Origin of the sequence: Oceanobacillus alkalisoli (assembly GCF_021556485.1) — a bacterium.
GTDB classification, from domain to species: domain Bacteria; phylum Bacillota; class Bacilli; order Bacillales; family Amphibacillaceae; genus Oceanobacillus; species Oceanobacillus alkalisoli.
In genome coordinates, this window is sequence record NZ_JAKGBW010000009.1 from 114,845 (window position 1) to 129,230 (window position 14,386).

The window sequence follows — 14,386 nt, forward strand, 5'->3', positions numbered from 1 at the left end:
TACTATTAAAAAAGAGCCCATGCTAAAAATAGGCTCCCCCTTTACTTGACTATTTCCCAATCTTCTGCAAGTAAATCACAAACAGTCGGGGTAAACATTGTATACCCTTCCCCCTCGACATTTATTAATAAATATGGATTCAATTTTTCACCATCGATTGCACTTTCACCAACAAGCTTGACGTAAAGTTCAGCGCCCGGCCAACCGGAACGGATTATTTTTTCACCCGCCCGAAGACGTGGCAATGCCTCTTCAAATTTCATACGAGCTCATCCTTTCTTCATACATAAAAGTATAGAGGATACCTGGATTGTTTTCAAATATGGCGGATATATGTCTTGTTAATCTTTATCTATGCTAATGAATTTCATAATACGTATTTAATGCTTCACCATCACCATATGTAGTTGAGTTGGTTCGTTCCCAACTACATATGGTGATGGAAAAGCCGACTTTGGTAATGATGAAATTCATTCATGCTTATAAATTTAAAAACACCCGCGGCAGTGCGCAGATGTTTTATATGCTTATTATACAGTTGCTAATAAATCTGATTCGTCGACTTTGTTTAATTCCAGAACTTCAGATGTTGATGCTTTAATTTCACGCAGCAATTCCGGATTTTCGCGTAGGCGCATACCATGAGACGGGACCATTTCTGTAATCTTCGGCTCCCACTCTTCTATGCGATCCGGGAAACAGCGGTTCAAAATATCCAGCATAACCTGAACAGCAGTTGATGCACCTGGTGATGCACCGAGTAATGCGGCGACTGATCCGTCCGCTCCTGTAATCACTTCTGTACCGAACTGCAGTGTCCCTTTTCCGCCGTAATCTGTGTCTTTAATGACCTGTACACGCTGCCCGGCGACGATCAAATCCCAGTCCTCGCTCTTTGCATCTGGGATAAATTCACGAAGTTCTTTCATGCGCTGTTCTTTGGATTGCAGTACTTGTGTCACCAAGTACTTCGTAAGCGGCAATTCTTTTGCACCTGCAGCTAGCATCGTGAACACGTTACTCGGTTTAACCGAAGTGATTAAGTCCATATTGGAACCTGTCTTCAAGAACTTCGGCGAGAATCCAGCATACGGGCCGAATAATAATTGCCTTTTGTTATTGATATAGCGTGTATCTAAATGCGGAACAGACATTGGCGGAGCTCCTACTTTTGCTTTTCCGTATACTTTAGCGTTATGCTGCTCGACAATTTCCGGATTATTACATACCATAAAGATTCCGCTTACAGGGAACCCGCCGATATGTCTGCTCTCCGGAATACCTGTTTTTTGTAAAAGATGTAAGCTACCGCCACCGCCGCCAATGAAAACGAATTTCGCAAAATGGCTTTCCGTCTTGCCGGTTTCATGATTTTTCACTTTCACTTCCCAGCCCGCCGGTTTTTGTTTAAGATCTTCAACTTCACGGTTGTACTGAATATCTGCACCTGTCTCGTCAAGATGTTCAAATAACTTCCGTGTTAATGCGCCAAAGTTCACATCCGTTCCACTATCAATCTTCGTTGCAGCAATGCCGTCCTCAAGAACTCTGTCGTTCATAACAAGTGGTAGCCATTCCGCTAGTGTTGCAGGGTCTTCCGTGTATTCGATATCTTCAAACAATGGATTTTCTTTCATTAATTCATAACGCTTCTTTAAAAATTCAACGTTCTTTTCACCTTGGACCAAGCTAATATGCGGCAAGGATCTAATAAATTTCTTCGGCTCCTGTAATAAGCCTTTCTTTACAAGATAGGACCAGAACTGTAAGGAAACTTGGAACTGTTCATTCACGTTATTCGCTTTCGTTCCATCAATTGTGCCGTCCGGTTTTTCCGTCGTGTAGTTTAATTCACATAATGCAGCATGCCCTGTACCAGCATTATTTAATTCATGTGAACTTTCCTCCCCAGCCTTACCTAGCTTCTCCAACACTGTAATGTTCCAATCTGGCACCAATTCATGCAATAACGTACCAAGCGTTGCACTCATAATCCCAGCACCGATTAAAATAACATCTGCGTTCTCCCTTTTATTCATACTATCCTCTTCCTTATCTGTATATTTTCAAATAATGAAAGTGCTTCCACAAATTCAATTCATTAATAAACCCCGATGAATTCTGCCCACAAATCTATATAGTTGTAACACTATTATTTTATCATATTCCCCAAATCTGCTCCAGCTTTTCCGGTAAAATCAGTATTTTTTGATTAAATGAGGAACAATAATGGATGAATCCTTTTTTTATTCGTCTGAAGAGTTCGTCAAGCTACTGACAAATCGTAAGAAAAATTGTACAATGGAAGATGAATTGTTTAAAAATAACGGTAAGTTAAATATAGGGTGGAAAGGGATGCAGGAATGGAAGTACGCGTGGAGAAAGACTTTTTAGGAGAAGTAGAAATACCGGACGACGTCTATTATGGCGTGCAAAGCGTGAGAGCGAGGGATAATTTCCCGATTACAGGTTATAAAACGGACGTAACACTTATCCGAGCAATTGGATTTGTTAAAAAAGCTGCCGCGATGACGAATGCCGAGCTTGGCCAATTGGATAAGCGGATCGCTGAAGCAATTGTAACAGCTTCCGAGGAAATAATTAACGGGAAGTTTGATGACCAATTTATCGTCGACCCGATTCAGGGTGGAGCAGGAACTTCCTTTAATATGAATGCAAATGAAATTATCGCGAACCGGGCACTCGAATTATTAGGCGAAAAGAAAGGCAACTACAGTATCATCAGCCCGAACTCGCATGTCAATATGGCACAATCAACAAACGATGTATTCCCAACGGCAGTGAATATTGCACTGATTGAACGACTTCATCACCTCGTTGATAAAATTGCCAAGCTTGTGGATGCATTGAAATCGAAATCTGAAGCGTTCGACAACGTTATTAAAATGGGCAGAACCCACCTGCAGGATGCTGTTCCGATTCGCCTCGGACAAGAATTCACCGGCTATTATTCCGTAATTGACCGTGACTTAGAGCGAATCAGCAGGTCAATCAAAGGCTTGCGCTCTATTAACCTTGGCGGAACATCTGTCGGAACCGGACTAAATGCCCTGCCGGAATATACGGAGAAAGCTGTCGAATACTTAGCAGAGCTTACTGGCTTCGCACTGAAAAGCAGTGAAAGCTTGATCGATGCTACTCAAAATACGGATGTCTATACCGAAGTATCTGGTATGTTGAAAATCCATGCGTTAAATATATCGAAAATCGCAAATGACTTACGCCTGATGAGTTCGGGACCAACCGCAGGACTTGGAGAAATCAATCTTCCAGCGCGGCAGAGCGGCTCTTCCATCATGCCAGGCAAAGTAAACCCAGTTATTTGCGAGGTGATTAGCCAAATTGCTTATCAGGTTGCTGGGAATGACACGACTATTGGGATGGCAGCGGAAAATGGACAATTGGAATTGAACGTCATGAAGCCAGTCCTTGTCTTCAATCTGCTTGAATCCATTTCAATTTTAGAAAACGGTATTCACATCTTTAAAGAATATGCCATTGAAGGTATGACAGCGAATATCGAGCATTGCCGAAATATGGTCGAGCGCAGTATTTCTCTCGTCACTGCGATTAATCCATATGTCGGTTATGAAAAAGCAACCGAAGTCGCTCGAATTGCAGTTGAAACGAACCGTCCAATCCGGGAAATCTGTATTGATAACGGAATTCTTTCAGAAAAAGAAGTCGATATGATTCTCGACTTAAACAACTTAACTTCCCCAGGAATTGCTGGGAAAGATAAAGTACATGCCAGAAAGTAATTAATTGGAAATGGTCGGTTCAGGATTCATCCCTGACCGACCATTTATTTTGCTGTTCAAAGTAATGGTGGAATACATAAGCAGCCCGCTTGCACTGGGGATTGGCTTCAATATTTTTAAGTAAACCTTTAATCACCGCTTGATTCAATGAAGGGTTCATCAGCTCATTTTTCAGCATAACAATAGATTCCTTTTCCACAGATTCTTCCAGTGAAGCAATCGTCTCATCAAGAATCGCGTAGACCCGTTCCATTGTAAGGATCGTTTCCTGCGGTCCTTTTAGCATGATGTAAACATCTTCTGTAATAGCAGGTTGGCTCATATGTTTCGCTAAAATATCCGTCTTTTCCACAAGGGATGCGGCAAGCTGTTTTGCCTCAAATGGCAGGTCTGTGAGTAGCAATATTTCCATATAACTTTTCATGAGGCCAAGAATCGTATAAACGAGATCATATTTGTTTTCCAGCACTTTATCCCCATATACTTTTTCAAGCATCGTTAAAATCGATTCTCGCATCCGTTCATTATAGCCACTGATTTGTGTGATAAATTCCTCATCTAAAAAGTGGACTTGCTCTTTCATAAAGACTTTTGCGAAACCGGATTGCTTCAAAAATCGGTCAAAGTGATATTCGTAAAAATTATAGAGTAGTTGGTCGGAAGCACCTTCACTGACTAATTGGTCAATATTTATCATGAACTCTTGTAGAAATTTGTGGATTAAGGCCATAATCAGTTCATCCTTCGATTTAAATGAAAGATAAAAAGCACCTTTTGATATACCAGAACGCTCAGTGATTTCCTGGACAGATGTTTCACGGAATCCTTGTTCAGCAAAAAGTTCCAGTGCCTTTTCCATAATTAGCTTTCTTTTTTCCATTTTATCGTCCTGCTTTCTGCTATTTCTATTGACTTCTGACCCGCTGGTCATTTATTATAGGAAAATGAGTTTATAATGTCAACAAAGGGACGGTGCAAATGAAAAGTATAGCTAATTTCGTTATGAAAAATAAGCTTGCGGTTTGGTTACTCACCATTATCGTAACTGCCAGTGGTATTTATGCCGGGACTCAAATGAAAACAGAGTCCATTCCAGATATATCCATTCCTTATTTAATGGTGATGGATGTTTACCCGGGGGCAACTGCGGAACAGGTGATGGAGGATATATCCATTCCGCTTGAACGAACTGTAGAAGATCTAGAAGATGTTAAAAATATTTACTCTGACTCGTCTTCCAGCCTATCCAGTATTCAAATTGAATATGAATATGGAGTCGATATAGCGGAGAAGCGCCGCGAATTGCAGGACGCAATTGAAGGCGTTAATCTGCCAGAAGATGCCGGGGAACCGACCATTACAGCAATCAGTCTTGATATGATGCCGATTGTTGCACTAAGTATCAGTAGTACAGAAGAGGATATTATCGATCTTACATCGACCGTAGATGAAGTCATTCTGCCAAAAATTGAAAAGCTTGACGGAGTAGCCTCTGCTACAATGGCTGGTCATCACGTCGAAGAAGTACAGCTTACATTCGATGAAGCCTACATGGAAGAACTCGAGCTCGACGAAGAGACCGTACGAGATATGATCCAAGCGAGTGATATGGCTGTTTCCCTCGGTCTGTATGAGTTTACAGAGGGAGAAGAAGCTGTTGCCGTTGACGGGAAATTCATGACGGCGGAAGAATTGGAAGAGATGGTTATTCCAGTTACTCCAACAGAAGAAAACCCTGTCCCATTTGTCGAACTTGCTGACATTGCAGAAATTGAAACAGTCGGTAAAGTTGAATCGGTCTCCCGTACGAACGGTGAAGATGCGATTGGGATTCAAATTGTTAAGGGTCAGCAAGCGAACACAGTTGATGTCGTTAATGCGGTCAAAGATTTAATGAAAAAAGAACAGGATCGATTGGACGGACTTGTCGTAGATATCTCACTTGACCAAGGAGAACCTATTGAAGACTCCGTTAGCACAATGGTGGAAAAAGCGCTATTCGGCGGACTGATCGCTGTTATGATCATCTTGCTTTTCTTACGGGATATTAAATCCACGATTATTTCCATCATCTCCATTCCAGTTTCCATTTTCACGGCTTTCTTGATTTTGAACTGGCTGGATATTACAATGAATATTATGACCCTTGGAGCGGTAACAGTTGCCATCGGACGAGTTATCGATGACTCGATTGTCGTAGTCGAAAATATTTATAGACGACTTCACTTGAAAGATGAACCACTTAGAGGACGGGCATTAATCCGTGAAGCAACCATTGAGATGTTTAAACCAATTCTTTCGTCCACATTAGTGACGATTGCAGTATTTGCCCCCATGGTCTTTATTGGCGGTATGGTCGGCGAACTATTCATGCCGTTTGCTTTAACGATGTCACTTGCATTGCTCGCTTCCTTAGTTGTAGCAATTACAATCGTGCCTGCGTTATCCCATACATTGTTCAAGAAGAAATTATATGGTGACCGGACAGAAGTGAAACATAAAGAGCAAGGTAAAATCACACAAGGATATAAGAGATTCCTGAACTGGACGTTAAATCATAAAATCATTACATCCGTTATTGCGATTGCCCTGCTCGTTGGAAGCTTATTCTTAACGCCGCTGATCGGCTTCAGTTTCCTAGGCAGCGATGAGGAAAAAGTAATGTATATCACCTATTCACCCGAACCAGGTGAGTTAATGGATGATACGCTACAAAATGTTGCAGAAGTAGAAGATAAGTTGATTGCTCGGGATGATACAGAAATTGTCCAGCTTTCCATCAATGATTCCACCTCCCCTGAAGCGGCGATGATGGGTGGCGGTGGTGGCGGAGCGCTAATCTTCGTTACATTCGATGATGATATGGAAAACTTCCCTGACGTACGGGATGAAATTAAACATTACATCACGGAAATCGGCCACTCCGGAGAATGGATCAGCCAGGACTTTGCTTCGATGGACATGAGTTCGAATGAGTTGAGCTATACATTCTACAGTGAAGACCTCAATGATCTAAATGAAGCCGTTGAGATGGTTGAAGACGTCATGACTGAGAATGAGCGCTTGGAAGATGTATCTTCTACAGCAGAAGGAGCATATGTCGAACATGTCTTGCAAGTTGATCAAGCAGATCTCCTGCAATATGGTTTAACAACAGGACAAATCGTCGGTATGCTAAGCACTTCCTCGACAGAAGATGTGCTGACAACGGTAGAAAAAGATGGCGACACACTTGATGTGATTGTTCAGCAAGAAGCAGAAACAGATGCAACTTCAATTGATGAATTGCTTGAATTAGAAGTACCTGTACCTGCTCAGCCAGGAACTGTACTTCCGTTATCTGAATTAGTTTCCGTGGAAGAAGATTCAACGGTTGCTACATTATCCAGAAGTAATAACCAGTATTATGCGACCGTTACTGGAACGATTTTAGACCAGGATATTTCACACGCTACTTCAGAGGTTGATGAAGCAATTGAAGATCTTGAGTTACCTAGAGGTGTGGAAGTAGACATTGCTGGGGTTGCAGCTGACATGGAAGAAACATTTGAACAGCTTGGCGTTGCGATGCTTGCTGCCATTGCGATTGTTTACTTCATCCTAGTTGTTACCTTTAGTGAAGGAATTGCTCCATTCGCAGTTCTGTTCTCCCTTCCATTTGCAGTTATTGGATCTTTCGTTGGTCTATACTTGACTGGAGAAACGATTTCCGTAACGGTAATGATGGGACTCCTGATGCTGATTGGTATCATTGTCACGAACGCGATTGTGCTTGTCGACCGGATCATCCGCATGGAGCGCAGCGGTATGTCGCTTCGTGAAGCAATTATCGAAGGTGGAGGCACACGTCTCCGTCCCATCCTGATGACAGCTATCGCAACAATCGGGGCACTTATCCCGCTTGCTGTTACAGGTGGCGGCGGACTTGTATCAAGAGACTTGGGTATCACCGTTATCGGTGGCCTTGCAAGTTCCACTTTACTCACACTCATTATCGTACCGCTTGTCTATGAGTTTTTAAGTAAACTCTTTAAGAAAGACCGGAAAAACATTAGAGAAGACTAATCGAAAAGGACGACCAGATTAATTCTGGCCGTCCTTTTATTTGTACAGCGGGACATTGGGGTCAGAGCAACTGTCCCAGTTTCGGTATAAAGAATAGAGTTCACTCCATGTCAAGATAAAATGGGTCAAACAGGCATAAACCCTGATTGACCCATTTTCCGATTTCATTATGTTTTTTAAAATTAAATCCCAAAATCAATCCCTGTTAGGAGATACGTTGCGACGAGTAAAACAAACAGATAGCCCGCACTTAACCAAAACAAATCAAATTTTGGTTTGTTCACATTAGCTAAGAAAAGATAAATATGAATCATACCAAAAAGCATCAGCCCGAACACATACATAATCATAAAGTATTCAATAGCAAGCAAGCCAAAGAGCACGAATATGATACAAAATACGAATACAAACGGAATATTGACGGTAACGTATTTCGTCAGCAGTATTTTATGTTCCATTTTGCGGTTTCCAAAAAAGGAAAGCATGTAATATAAAGAAAAATAGCCAAGCGCAAACGTGATGAGCCATCCAAGCATCGTTTGGAATAGAAACTCAATTCCTACCGAACTGCCCAAAAATCCTCCTAGCCCGCCAAACATATTGTCCATAAGGTTTTTCACAGAAAAGTATGCGAAAATTCCTAGGATAATGGATAAAAGAACGAATATGATGACACTTGTTTCTAAACTGATTGAACGGTTGGAGTTAATGACGGAATTCGGTTTGATGATTGCGTCTTTTAATATCCCTTTCGATTCATTCAGGCTCTTGTCAAAGTCGAAATTAATTTTGTTATCTTTGGAATTTGTTTCTTTTTGCTGATTTTCATTTGCATCAGATGACTGTTGGACGTTCTCTTGATGTGTGGGTTGGATCCCTTCTTGGTAAGTTGAAGCATGCTGATGAATGGTTTCTTGTTGCGGAGTAGCCGTAGATTTCTCTTCTATCTCTCCCTCATAATCCCCTTCTAATTGTTGGTCATTATTTTTGTCCATTCTGCTGTATTCCTCCCTTTTCAGTATATTCTTTATTCTATATCCTATGTATCACCCTATTAAACATGCAAAAGTTGCAGAAATAGGATTTTCCCACATCCGCGGGTAGATGGAAAAGTACCACCATTTTCCATTCTCTTTCCATCCAAACATAACTCTATACGAATCACAATGGACTTATGGCATAGGCATATCGATTGAAACAGCGCGGAATGCTGATATATCAACATTCCGCGCTGCTTGCAAGTTGTTTTCTTTTTTGGGACATGGGGTCAGAGCATTTGTCCCAACCGGGACAGATGCTCTGATCCCATGTCCCACTCAACTCGATTTATTCGATATTACATGCTTCTGCTAGGAGTTCCACGATGTGAACGACTTCTATCACATCAGTCAGTCCTTCTTTTTCTACGCCGACTTTCATCTGCAGGTGGCAACCTGGGTTGGTTGTAACGATTACTTCCGGGGAAACCTTCTCCACATGTTTCATTTTTTCATCCAATATTTCCATTGACGCCTCGTAATGAACGATATTATAGATTCCCGCCGAACCACAGCACATATTTTTGTCTGGAAGTTCAAGATAAGTAATCCCTGGAATAGCCTTTAGCATCTCTAACGGTTCATTCACCCGTTTTTGCACGTTCGTCATATGACAGGAAGGCTGATAGGTAATGACCTTATTAATCTCTTTTGTAAATGACAAGTGTACGGATTTTATCTGAAACAAGGTTCATCACTTCCAGCATGACCGGGTTATGTGATAATTCAACAATACAATAATGGAAAGCAAAATCTTCTTCCAACGCGATATTTCCTCGTTTCTCAACTGCAAGCAGCTCTTCATAAATCATCGTCAACTCTTCCTGTTCGGCAGGACTCATGCGATTTGCTGCGTGGTATGCCGCATCTTCCTCAATTGCCTGTCTCAATTCCAGTAGATTAATAAAATCTCTTCCATTCACGTCCATTGTCACGGAAAATTTATGCAATAGGTCTTGCTGCGAATCTTCATTGATAAACATCCCGACACCAGGCCGGACGGTAATAATACCGGAAGACTCCAGAACCGTTACGGCTTCTTTCACGGATGTCCGGGAGACATGGAACATTTCTGCAAGTGCCCGTTCGGACGGAAGCTTCTCCCCTGGTAAAATTTGTCCATTTGCAATAGATTCTTTGATTTGTCTTTTCCGTTTTTTAATTGGTGCAAATTCCATAGAAAGCCTCCGATCTGCCTAGTGGCTAGGTGGACAGTCCACAAGAAGCTAAGAAAAAAGAAACTTGATTCCTGTTTCTTTTTTCTCCTATTTATTACCGCTTGCTTACCGTAAAACTCCCCTTTATTTCATTGTTCCATTTCAGCGTATACACTTCCCCGTCCATAATCGGCCCGACACCTTCTGGGGTACCGGTATAGATAAGATCACCCTTTGTCAGGCCAATTTCCTGATGGATGTACGTAAGAAGCGTTTGGAAATCAAAAATAACAGATTGGATATTTCCCTGCTGAACCGCTTCCCGATCACGCTCCAAGGTGAATTCCACATCTTTTATTTGTTCCACACCAGGGAAATCCCAAAAATCCGTCACAATTGCTGCATTCCTGAATCCTTTAGCGACAAGCCATGGATGTCCCTTTTTCTTTAGAGCTGATTGAACATCTCTTAATGTCAAATCAATTCCGAGCGTCATTTGCGTCACAATATCCTCTACGGTGAAGCCGTCCTTCACATCGTTGCCAATATAAAGGACAATTTCCAATTCATGATGGATATCCCCGCGATGATGCGGGAAGGATAAGACACTTCCATCCGCAACAGCAAGAGCACTTGTCGGTTTTGAAAATACTAAAGGCTTGTCAGGTACTTCGTTTCCAAGTTCCAGTGCATGATTTTTATAATTACGTCCGATACAATATATATTCTTAATTTCCATGGTTGTTGTTTTCCTCTCCTTCCTTAAGCTCCAGGACACGATGATCGTTCAACTTGATTCGTGCTTTCGTCAAGTGGTTCGCAACAGCCAACCGCGCCGCTTCCCAAATGTTATGTTCCATTTCTCCCGCACCCTGGGCATGAACGAAACTTGCTCCTTTTTGTTTCCCTAACCCAACAGTGACCATTTTACTTAAACCGCTTTCAACTTTCCCGGTAAAAGCAGTATGGGCTTTCACTCGATTAATGATAAGAACTCCATCTGCATCGTAGGCGTGTTCATCCATATAAACAGGCAGATTTTCCGGGGTGTTCCCTAAGTGTACAGCTTCCATTGTTGACCGAATCGGCACCCCAAACGTTTCTTCCGTAATCCCTAAATGATGCAGCACTTCCAGCTGTCCTTCTGCTGTTGCACCGCCATGACTCCCCATCGCCGGAACGATGAACGGCCGGTAATTGTTTTCCTCCAGGTATGCAATCGTCTCCTTTAAGATACGTGTAATATTTTCAATCCCTCTGCTGCCCGCAGTGATTGCAATTTCAGCTTGGTCTGGTAAGGAATTCAATTTCTGATTTTTTTGAAGCTCTGTTCTAATTACTGTCTTTACATCAATCACTTTTGTCTCCTTATATTTCTGCCTTATCTCATACAGTTGCATCGTATCCCCCCTAATCATGATTTGAAACTAGAATACATCGTTTTTTTAAATCTGTCATCTTCTCCTCCTAGGCTGGGAGTCAGAGCACTTGGGACATGGGGGTCAGAGCATTTGTCCCGTTTTATTGGGACAGTTGCTCTGACCCCCATGTCCCCGGTAGCTAAATCATTATTTTCATGTTACGTTGATATTATAAAATGGAACTTCAATCTGTGAGGATTTTTTCTTCATCCCCCGCTGATTGTTAGTTGAATGAAACCTTAGGTGTTAGCTCACGTTTCTTCCCACCTAAACTTTCTCGAAGACCCTAAAGTTTTGAGGTAGAAGTTTACGGACGGTTAAACCGGGATAAAATTTCACAGTATTAGAATTTACAGACAGAGGGTATTTTAAATGAATGACGAGACAAGTATAAATAGAGAAAAGAGCTTTTTAATCCATGAAAAAAGAGCGGGTGAGTATTTTCGGAAGCTCTCCAGCTATTTAGACTCAGAGAAATATATAACAAATTTAGGGAATGATTTTAAACTATGGGAAAAGCAGCATTCAGGTAAACACCTTGCTTTAGAATGGATGAAACGCAGAAAAAGTAATCCAAGCCTAGCTGATTATAATCGCTATATAAAATGGCTTGGGGACACCGAACAATTGGATCATTATCTTGATCGGAGTGTTTCCTATATTTTTATGCGTGACCTTGGCAAATCCTTTGAAGATCAAGATACATTGGATAAAATTACAAGCACCAAAACGTTTCTTAAAAAGAAAATGAAACAAAACGAGCCTGGATTGTTCCGGACAGAAGCATTGTACCATCTCGCCAAGAAAGAGGGTATTGAACATTCTTTTATTTGGCTGGTAGAAAGATGGGATAGAATTCACGCGAAACTTCCTAAAGGCATGGACGGTTTGGAAGCCCAGCGGAAGTTGATGAAATTAATAGCCGGTGTACTTATGCACCAGCTGGACATGCTTCCTGAGGATGTGCCGCAAGATGAGCGGAAAGAAGCTTTAGATCAAGCAATTCGACTGGGATATTCTTACGGGCTCACCTATCCGTTTATCGACGATCTGCTCGATTCCAATCTGCTGAATGAGGAAGATAAAAAACAATATACCGCATTTATCCGAGAAACCCTTCTTACTGGTGAAGTACCTGACATCACCGGCTGGATTGGCTCCAACCAATCATTCATCCGCATGATTCATTCCGAGCTGAAAAGCGGTTTTGAATATATAAAGGGGCATCAGCCACAAGCTCTGCGTGAACGTTTTTTTGAACAAGCTTATGTGTTCTTTGAAGCTCAGGAGAAGGACAGAGCCAAACAGCTCGAAAATCGACATTACAGTAATGAGGATATTTATATCTCGATTATTTTAAAATCAGCATTTTCCCGTCTCATCGTCCGGTCAATTATTGGAGCACCGGTTGATGACGGGTTTGACGAACGGACATTTTATTATGGAATTTATAATCAGCTGGCAGATGATTTCACCGATTTATTTGCCGATTTGGAATCCGGAGCGGTTACACCATATACGTATTATTTGACGTACCATACAGAACGAGATGACTTGCTGAATCCGTTTGAATTATATTGGGCCGTTATTTCCTATCTGCTTCATGAAGTATATGGTTCGGAGGAAAGAGTGCGGGAGGCCTTGTTAAGCCGGGCGATCAACAGTCAAAAGCGATTTAGAAACCGGGCAGATAAAGCGACATATGAGAATGTAATGAAGGTCTTCGCACCAAAGGACCCAACATTTTGGGAGTATGTACAAAAGCTTACGAAAAGAATAGATGATGTCGATTTCTTGGATAAGCTCATACGTGATCATATGATTGGAAACTACAAGCAGGAAGAAAAAGAAAAACAAGAATTTGTAGGGAAAGTAAAAGAGCTCCGCACGATGATTGATGAAATCTTACAGGTCGAAGAAACAAATCAATTGACGGAAGCTTCCAAAGTCGGCATACCAATCGTCGAAGCTGCAAATTATAGTTTGGAAAGTGGCGGAAAAAGATTACGGCCGATATTAACAGCCTTTATGGGGACAGAGGCATTTGGTTTGGAGCAAAATGCTTTGATTCCGCTCCTGAAATCATTGGAATATATGCATACCGCCTCCCTGATTTTTGATGACCTACCGGCACAGGATAACGCTTCAGTAAGGAGAGGTCATCCAACGTTGCACAAAGTATATAATACAGCAACAGCAGAATTGACCGGACTTTATCTAACCCAGCAGGCCGTTTTTGAACAGGCAAGCTTAGACGGGTTTGATGCAGGAAATATACTGAAACTGATTCAATATTCATCCGGGATCATCACGGAAATGTGTAAAGGTCAAGCAATGGATTTGGCGGCTGCAGGAAAAAAAGTAACGCTCGAACAATTAGAAACCATTTGTTTTTATAAGACAGGACTTGCCTTTGAAGCGTCCCTTGTCATGCCGGCAATTTTGGCAGGGAAAAATGATGAGGTCATTTCATTTCTGAAAAAGTACTCCTATCATACAGGCATTGCCTTTCAAATTAAGGATGATTTGCTTGATGCGGAAAGTGATGTAGAAACACTTGGGAAGCCTGCCGGACAAGACATGGAAAATGAAACATCCACTTTTGTAACGGTTTTAGGAGTGGAGAATGCAAAGAAAGCGATGTGGGATCACTATACCCTCGCTGCTGAAACGTTAAATAAAGCAAACTTGAAAACAAACTTCCTTACCCACTTCCTGAACTACACAATCAAACGCACAAATTGAGCGGGACAGGGGGTCAGAGCTTTTGTCCCAGAAATCTGGGACAAGTGCTCTCTGATATGCTCCCTTTATAGTAGACAGAGAAATAATAAAAGATCTCTACTACTATAAAGGGAGTTTTTATTATGTCTGAGAAAGTAATGAAACACACATTGGATGAAAGGGTTCAAGCTGTATTGTGC

General features: G+C 41.6%; 12 protein-coding genes. 4 read left to right on the forward strand and 8 right to left on the reverse strand.

Going from position 1 to position 14,386, the window contains the following annotated elements; all coding sequences use genetic code 11:
• Nucleotides 1-41: 41 nt before the first annotated feature.
• Nucleotides 42-263, reverse strand: a complete 222-nt coding sequence (locus LZD48_RS10600) for a DUF2829 domain-containing protein (protein WP_235762721.1) — start codon at nt 261-263, stop codon at nt 42-44.
• A gap of 267 nt (nt 264-530) precedes the next feature.
• Nucleotides 531-2,039, reverse strand: a complete 1,509-nt coding sequence (gene mqo / locus LZD48_RS10605; RefSeq protein WP_235762722.1) for a malate dehydrogenase (quinone) — start codon at nt 2,037-2,039, stop codon at nt 531-533.
• 190 nt (nt 2,040-2,229) lie between these two features.
• Between mqo and LZD48_RS10610 the strand changes: the two genes are divergently transcribed.
• Nucleotides 2,230-2,394: a hypothetical protein gene (locus tag LZD48_RS10610; protein ID WP_235762723.1), complete on the forward strand. Its 165-nt coding sequence runs from the start codon at nt 2,230-2,232 to the stop codon at nt 2,392-2,394.
• Nucleotides 2,364-3,782 (forward strand): aspartate ammonia-lyase, encoded by a 1,419-nt coding sequence (locus tag LZD48_RS10615; protein WP_235762724.1) that lies wholly within the window; start codon nt 2,364-2,366, stop codon nt 3,780-3,782. The genes LZD48_RS10610 and LZD48_RS10615 overlap by 31 nt, the downstream gene beginning before the upstream one ends.
• A gap of 19 nt (nt 3,783-3,801) precedes the next feature.
• Here the strand turns inward: LZD48_RS10615 and LZD48_RS10620 are convergent, their stop codons facing one another.
• The gene (locus LZD48_RS10620; protein WP_235762725.1) at nt 3,802-4,662 is read right to left on the reverse strand and encodes a TetR/AcrR family transcriptional regulator; all 861 of its coding nucleotides are present in this window, start codon (nt 4,660-4,662) and stop codon (nt 3,802-3,804) included.
• A gap of 98 nt (nt 4,663-4,760) precedes the next feature.
• Between LZD48_RS10620 and LZD48_RS10625 the strand changes: the two genes are divergently transcribed.
• Nucleotides 4,761-7,847, forward strand: coding sequence for an efflux RND transporter permease subunit (locus LZD48_RS10625; protein WP_235762726.1), 3,087 nt, complete (start codon nt 4,761-4,763; stop codon nt 7,845-7,847).
• Between the two features lie 182 nt (nt 7,848-8,029).
• On the opposite strand, the gene LZD48_RS10630 is transcribed toward LZD48_RS10625, so the two are convergent.
• The 5 genes from LZD48_RS10630 to LZD48_RS10650 all read right to left on the reverse strand — a co-directional run bounded on the left by LZD48_RS10630 (nt 8,030) and on the right by LZD48_RS10650 (nt 11,441).
• A complete protein-coding gene (locus tag LZD48_RS10630; protein WP_235762727.1) occupies nt 8,030-8,842 on the reverse strand; it encodes an MATE family efflux transporter in 813 nt (270 codons plus the stop codon).
• Between the two features lie 331 nt (nt 8,843-9,173).
• Nucleotides 9,174-9,572 (reverse strand): (Fe-S)-binding protein, encoded by a 399-nt coding sequence (locus LZD48_RS10635; RefSeq protein WP_310739806.1) that lies wholly within the window; start codon nt 9,570-9,572, stop codon nt 9,174-9,176.
• Nucleotides 9,526-10,062: a FadR/GntR family transcriptional regulator gene (locus tag LZD48_RS10640; protein WP_235762728.1), complete on the reverse strand. Its 537-nt coding sequence runs from the start codon at nt 10,060-10,062 to the stop codon at nt 9,526-9,528. The genes LZD48_RS10635 and LZD48_RS10640 overlap by 47 nt, the downstream gene beginning before the upstream one ends.
• A 94-nt stretch (nt 10,063-10,156) precedes the next feature.
• Entirely contained in the window at nt 10,157-10,780 is a 624-nt protein-coding gene (locus LZD48_RS10645; protein ID WP_235762729.1) for a fumarylacetoacetate hydrolase family protein, read from the reverse strand.
• Nucleotides 10,770-11,441: a lactate racemase domain-containing protein gene (locus LZD48_RS10650; protein ID WP_235762730.1), complete on the reverse strand. Its 672-nt coding sequence runs from the start codon at nt 11,439-11,441 to the stop codon at nt 10,770-10,772. The genes LZD48_RS10645 and LZD48_RS10650 overlap by 11 nt, the downstream gene beginning before the upstream one ends.
• 393 nt (nt 11,442-11,834) lie before the next feature.
• On the opposite strand from LZD48_RS10650, the gene LZD48_RS10655 reads away from it, so the two are divergent.
• Complete coding sequence (locus LZD48_RS10655) at nt 11,835-14,207, forward strand: polyprenyl synthetase family protein (RefSeq protein ID WP_235762731.1); 2,373 nt, start codon at nt 11,835-11,837, stop codon at nt 14,205-14,207.
• Nucleotides 14,208-14,386 lie beyond the last annotated feature (179 nt).

Excerpts from the sequence above, each read along its gene's own strand:
- LZD48_RS10615 (WP_235762724.1), top strand. The coding sequence starts at position 2,364 with ATGGAAGTACGCGTGGAGAAAGACTTTTTAGGAGAAGTAGAAATACCG.
- LZD48_RS10610 (WP_235762723.1), top strand. The coding sequence starts at position 2,230 with ATGGATGAATCCTTTTTTTATTCGTCTGAAGAGTTCGTCAAGCTACTG.
- LZD48_RS10630 (WP_235762727.1), bottom strand. The coding sequence starts at position 8,842 with ATGGACAAAAATAATGACCAACAATTAGAAGGGGATTATGAGGGAGAG.
- mqo (WP_235762722.1), bottom strand. The coding sequence starts at position 2,039 with ATGAATAAAAGGGAGAACGCAGATGTTATTTTAATCGGTGCTGGGATT.
- LZD48_RS10650 (WP_235762730.1), bottom strand. The coding sequence starts at position 11,441 with ATGCAACTGTATGAGATAAGGCAGAAATATAAGGAGACAAAAGTGATT.
- LZD48_RS10600 (WP_235762721.1), bottom strand. The coding sequence starts at position 263 with ATGAAATTTGAAGAGGCATTGCCACGTCTTCGGGCGGGTGAAAAAATA.
- LZD48_RS10625 (WP_235762726.1), top strand. The coding sequence starts at position 4,761 with ATGAAAAGTATAGCTAATTTCGTTATGAAAAATAAGCTTGCGGTTTGG.
- LZD48_RS10640 (WP_235762728.1), bottom strand. The coding sequence starts at position 10,062 with ATGGAATTTGCACCAATTAAAAAACGGAAAAGACAAATCAAAGAATCT.
- LZD48_RS10620 (WP_235762725.1), bottom strand. The coding sequence starts at position 4,662 with ATGGAAAAAAGAAAGCTAATTATGGAAAAGGCACTGGAACTTTTTGCT.
- LZD48_RS10655 (WP_235762731.1), top strand. The coding sequence starts at position 11,835 with ATGAATGACGAGACAAGTATAAATAGAGAAAAGAGCTTTTTAATCCAT.
- LZD48_RS10645 (WP_235762729.1), bottom strand. The coding sequence starts at position 10,780 with ATGGAAATTAAGAATATATATTGTATCGGACGTAATTATAAAAATCAT.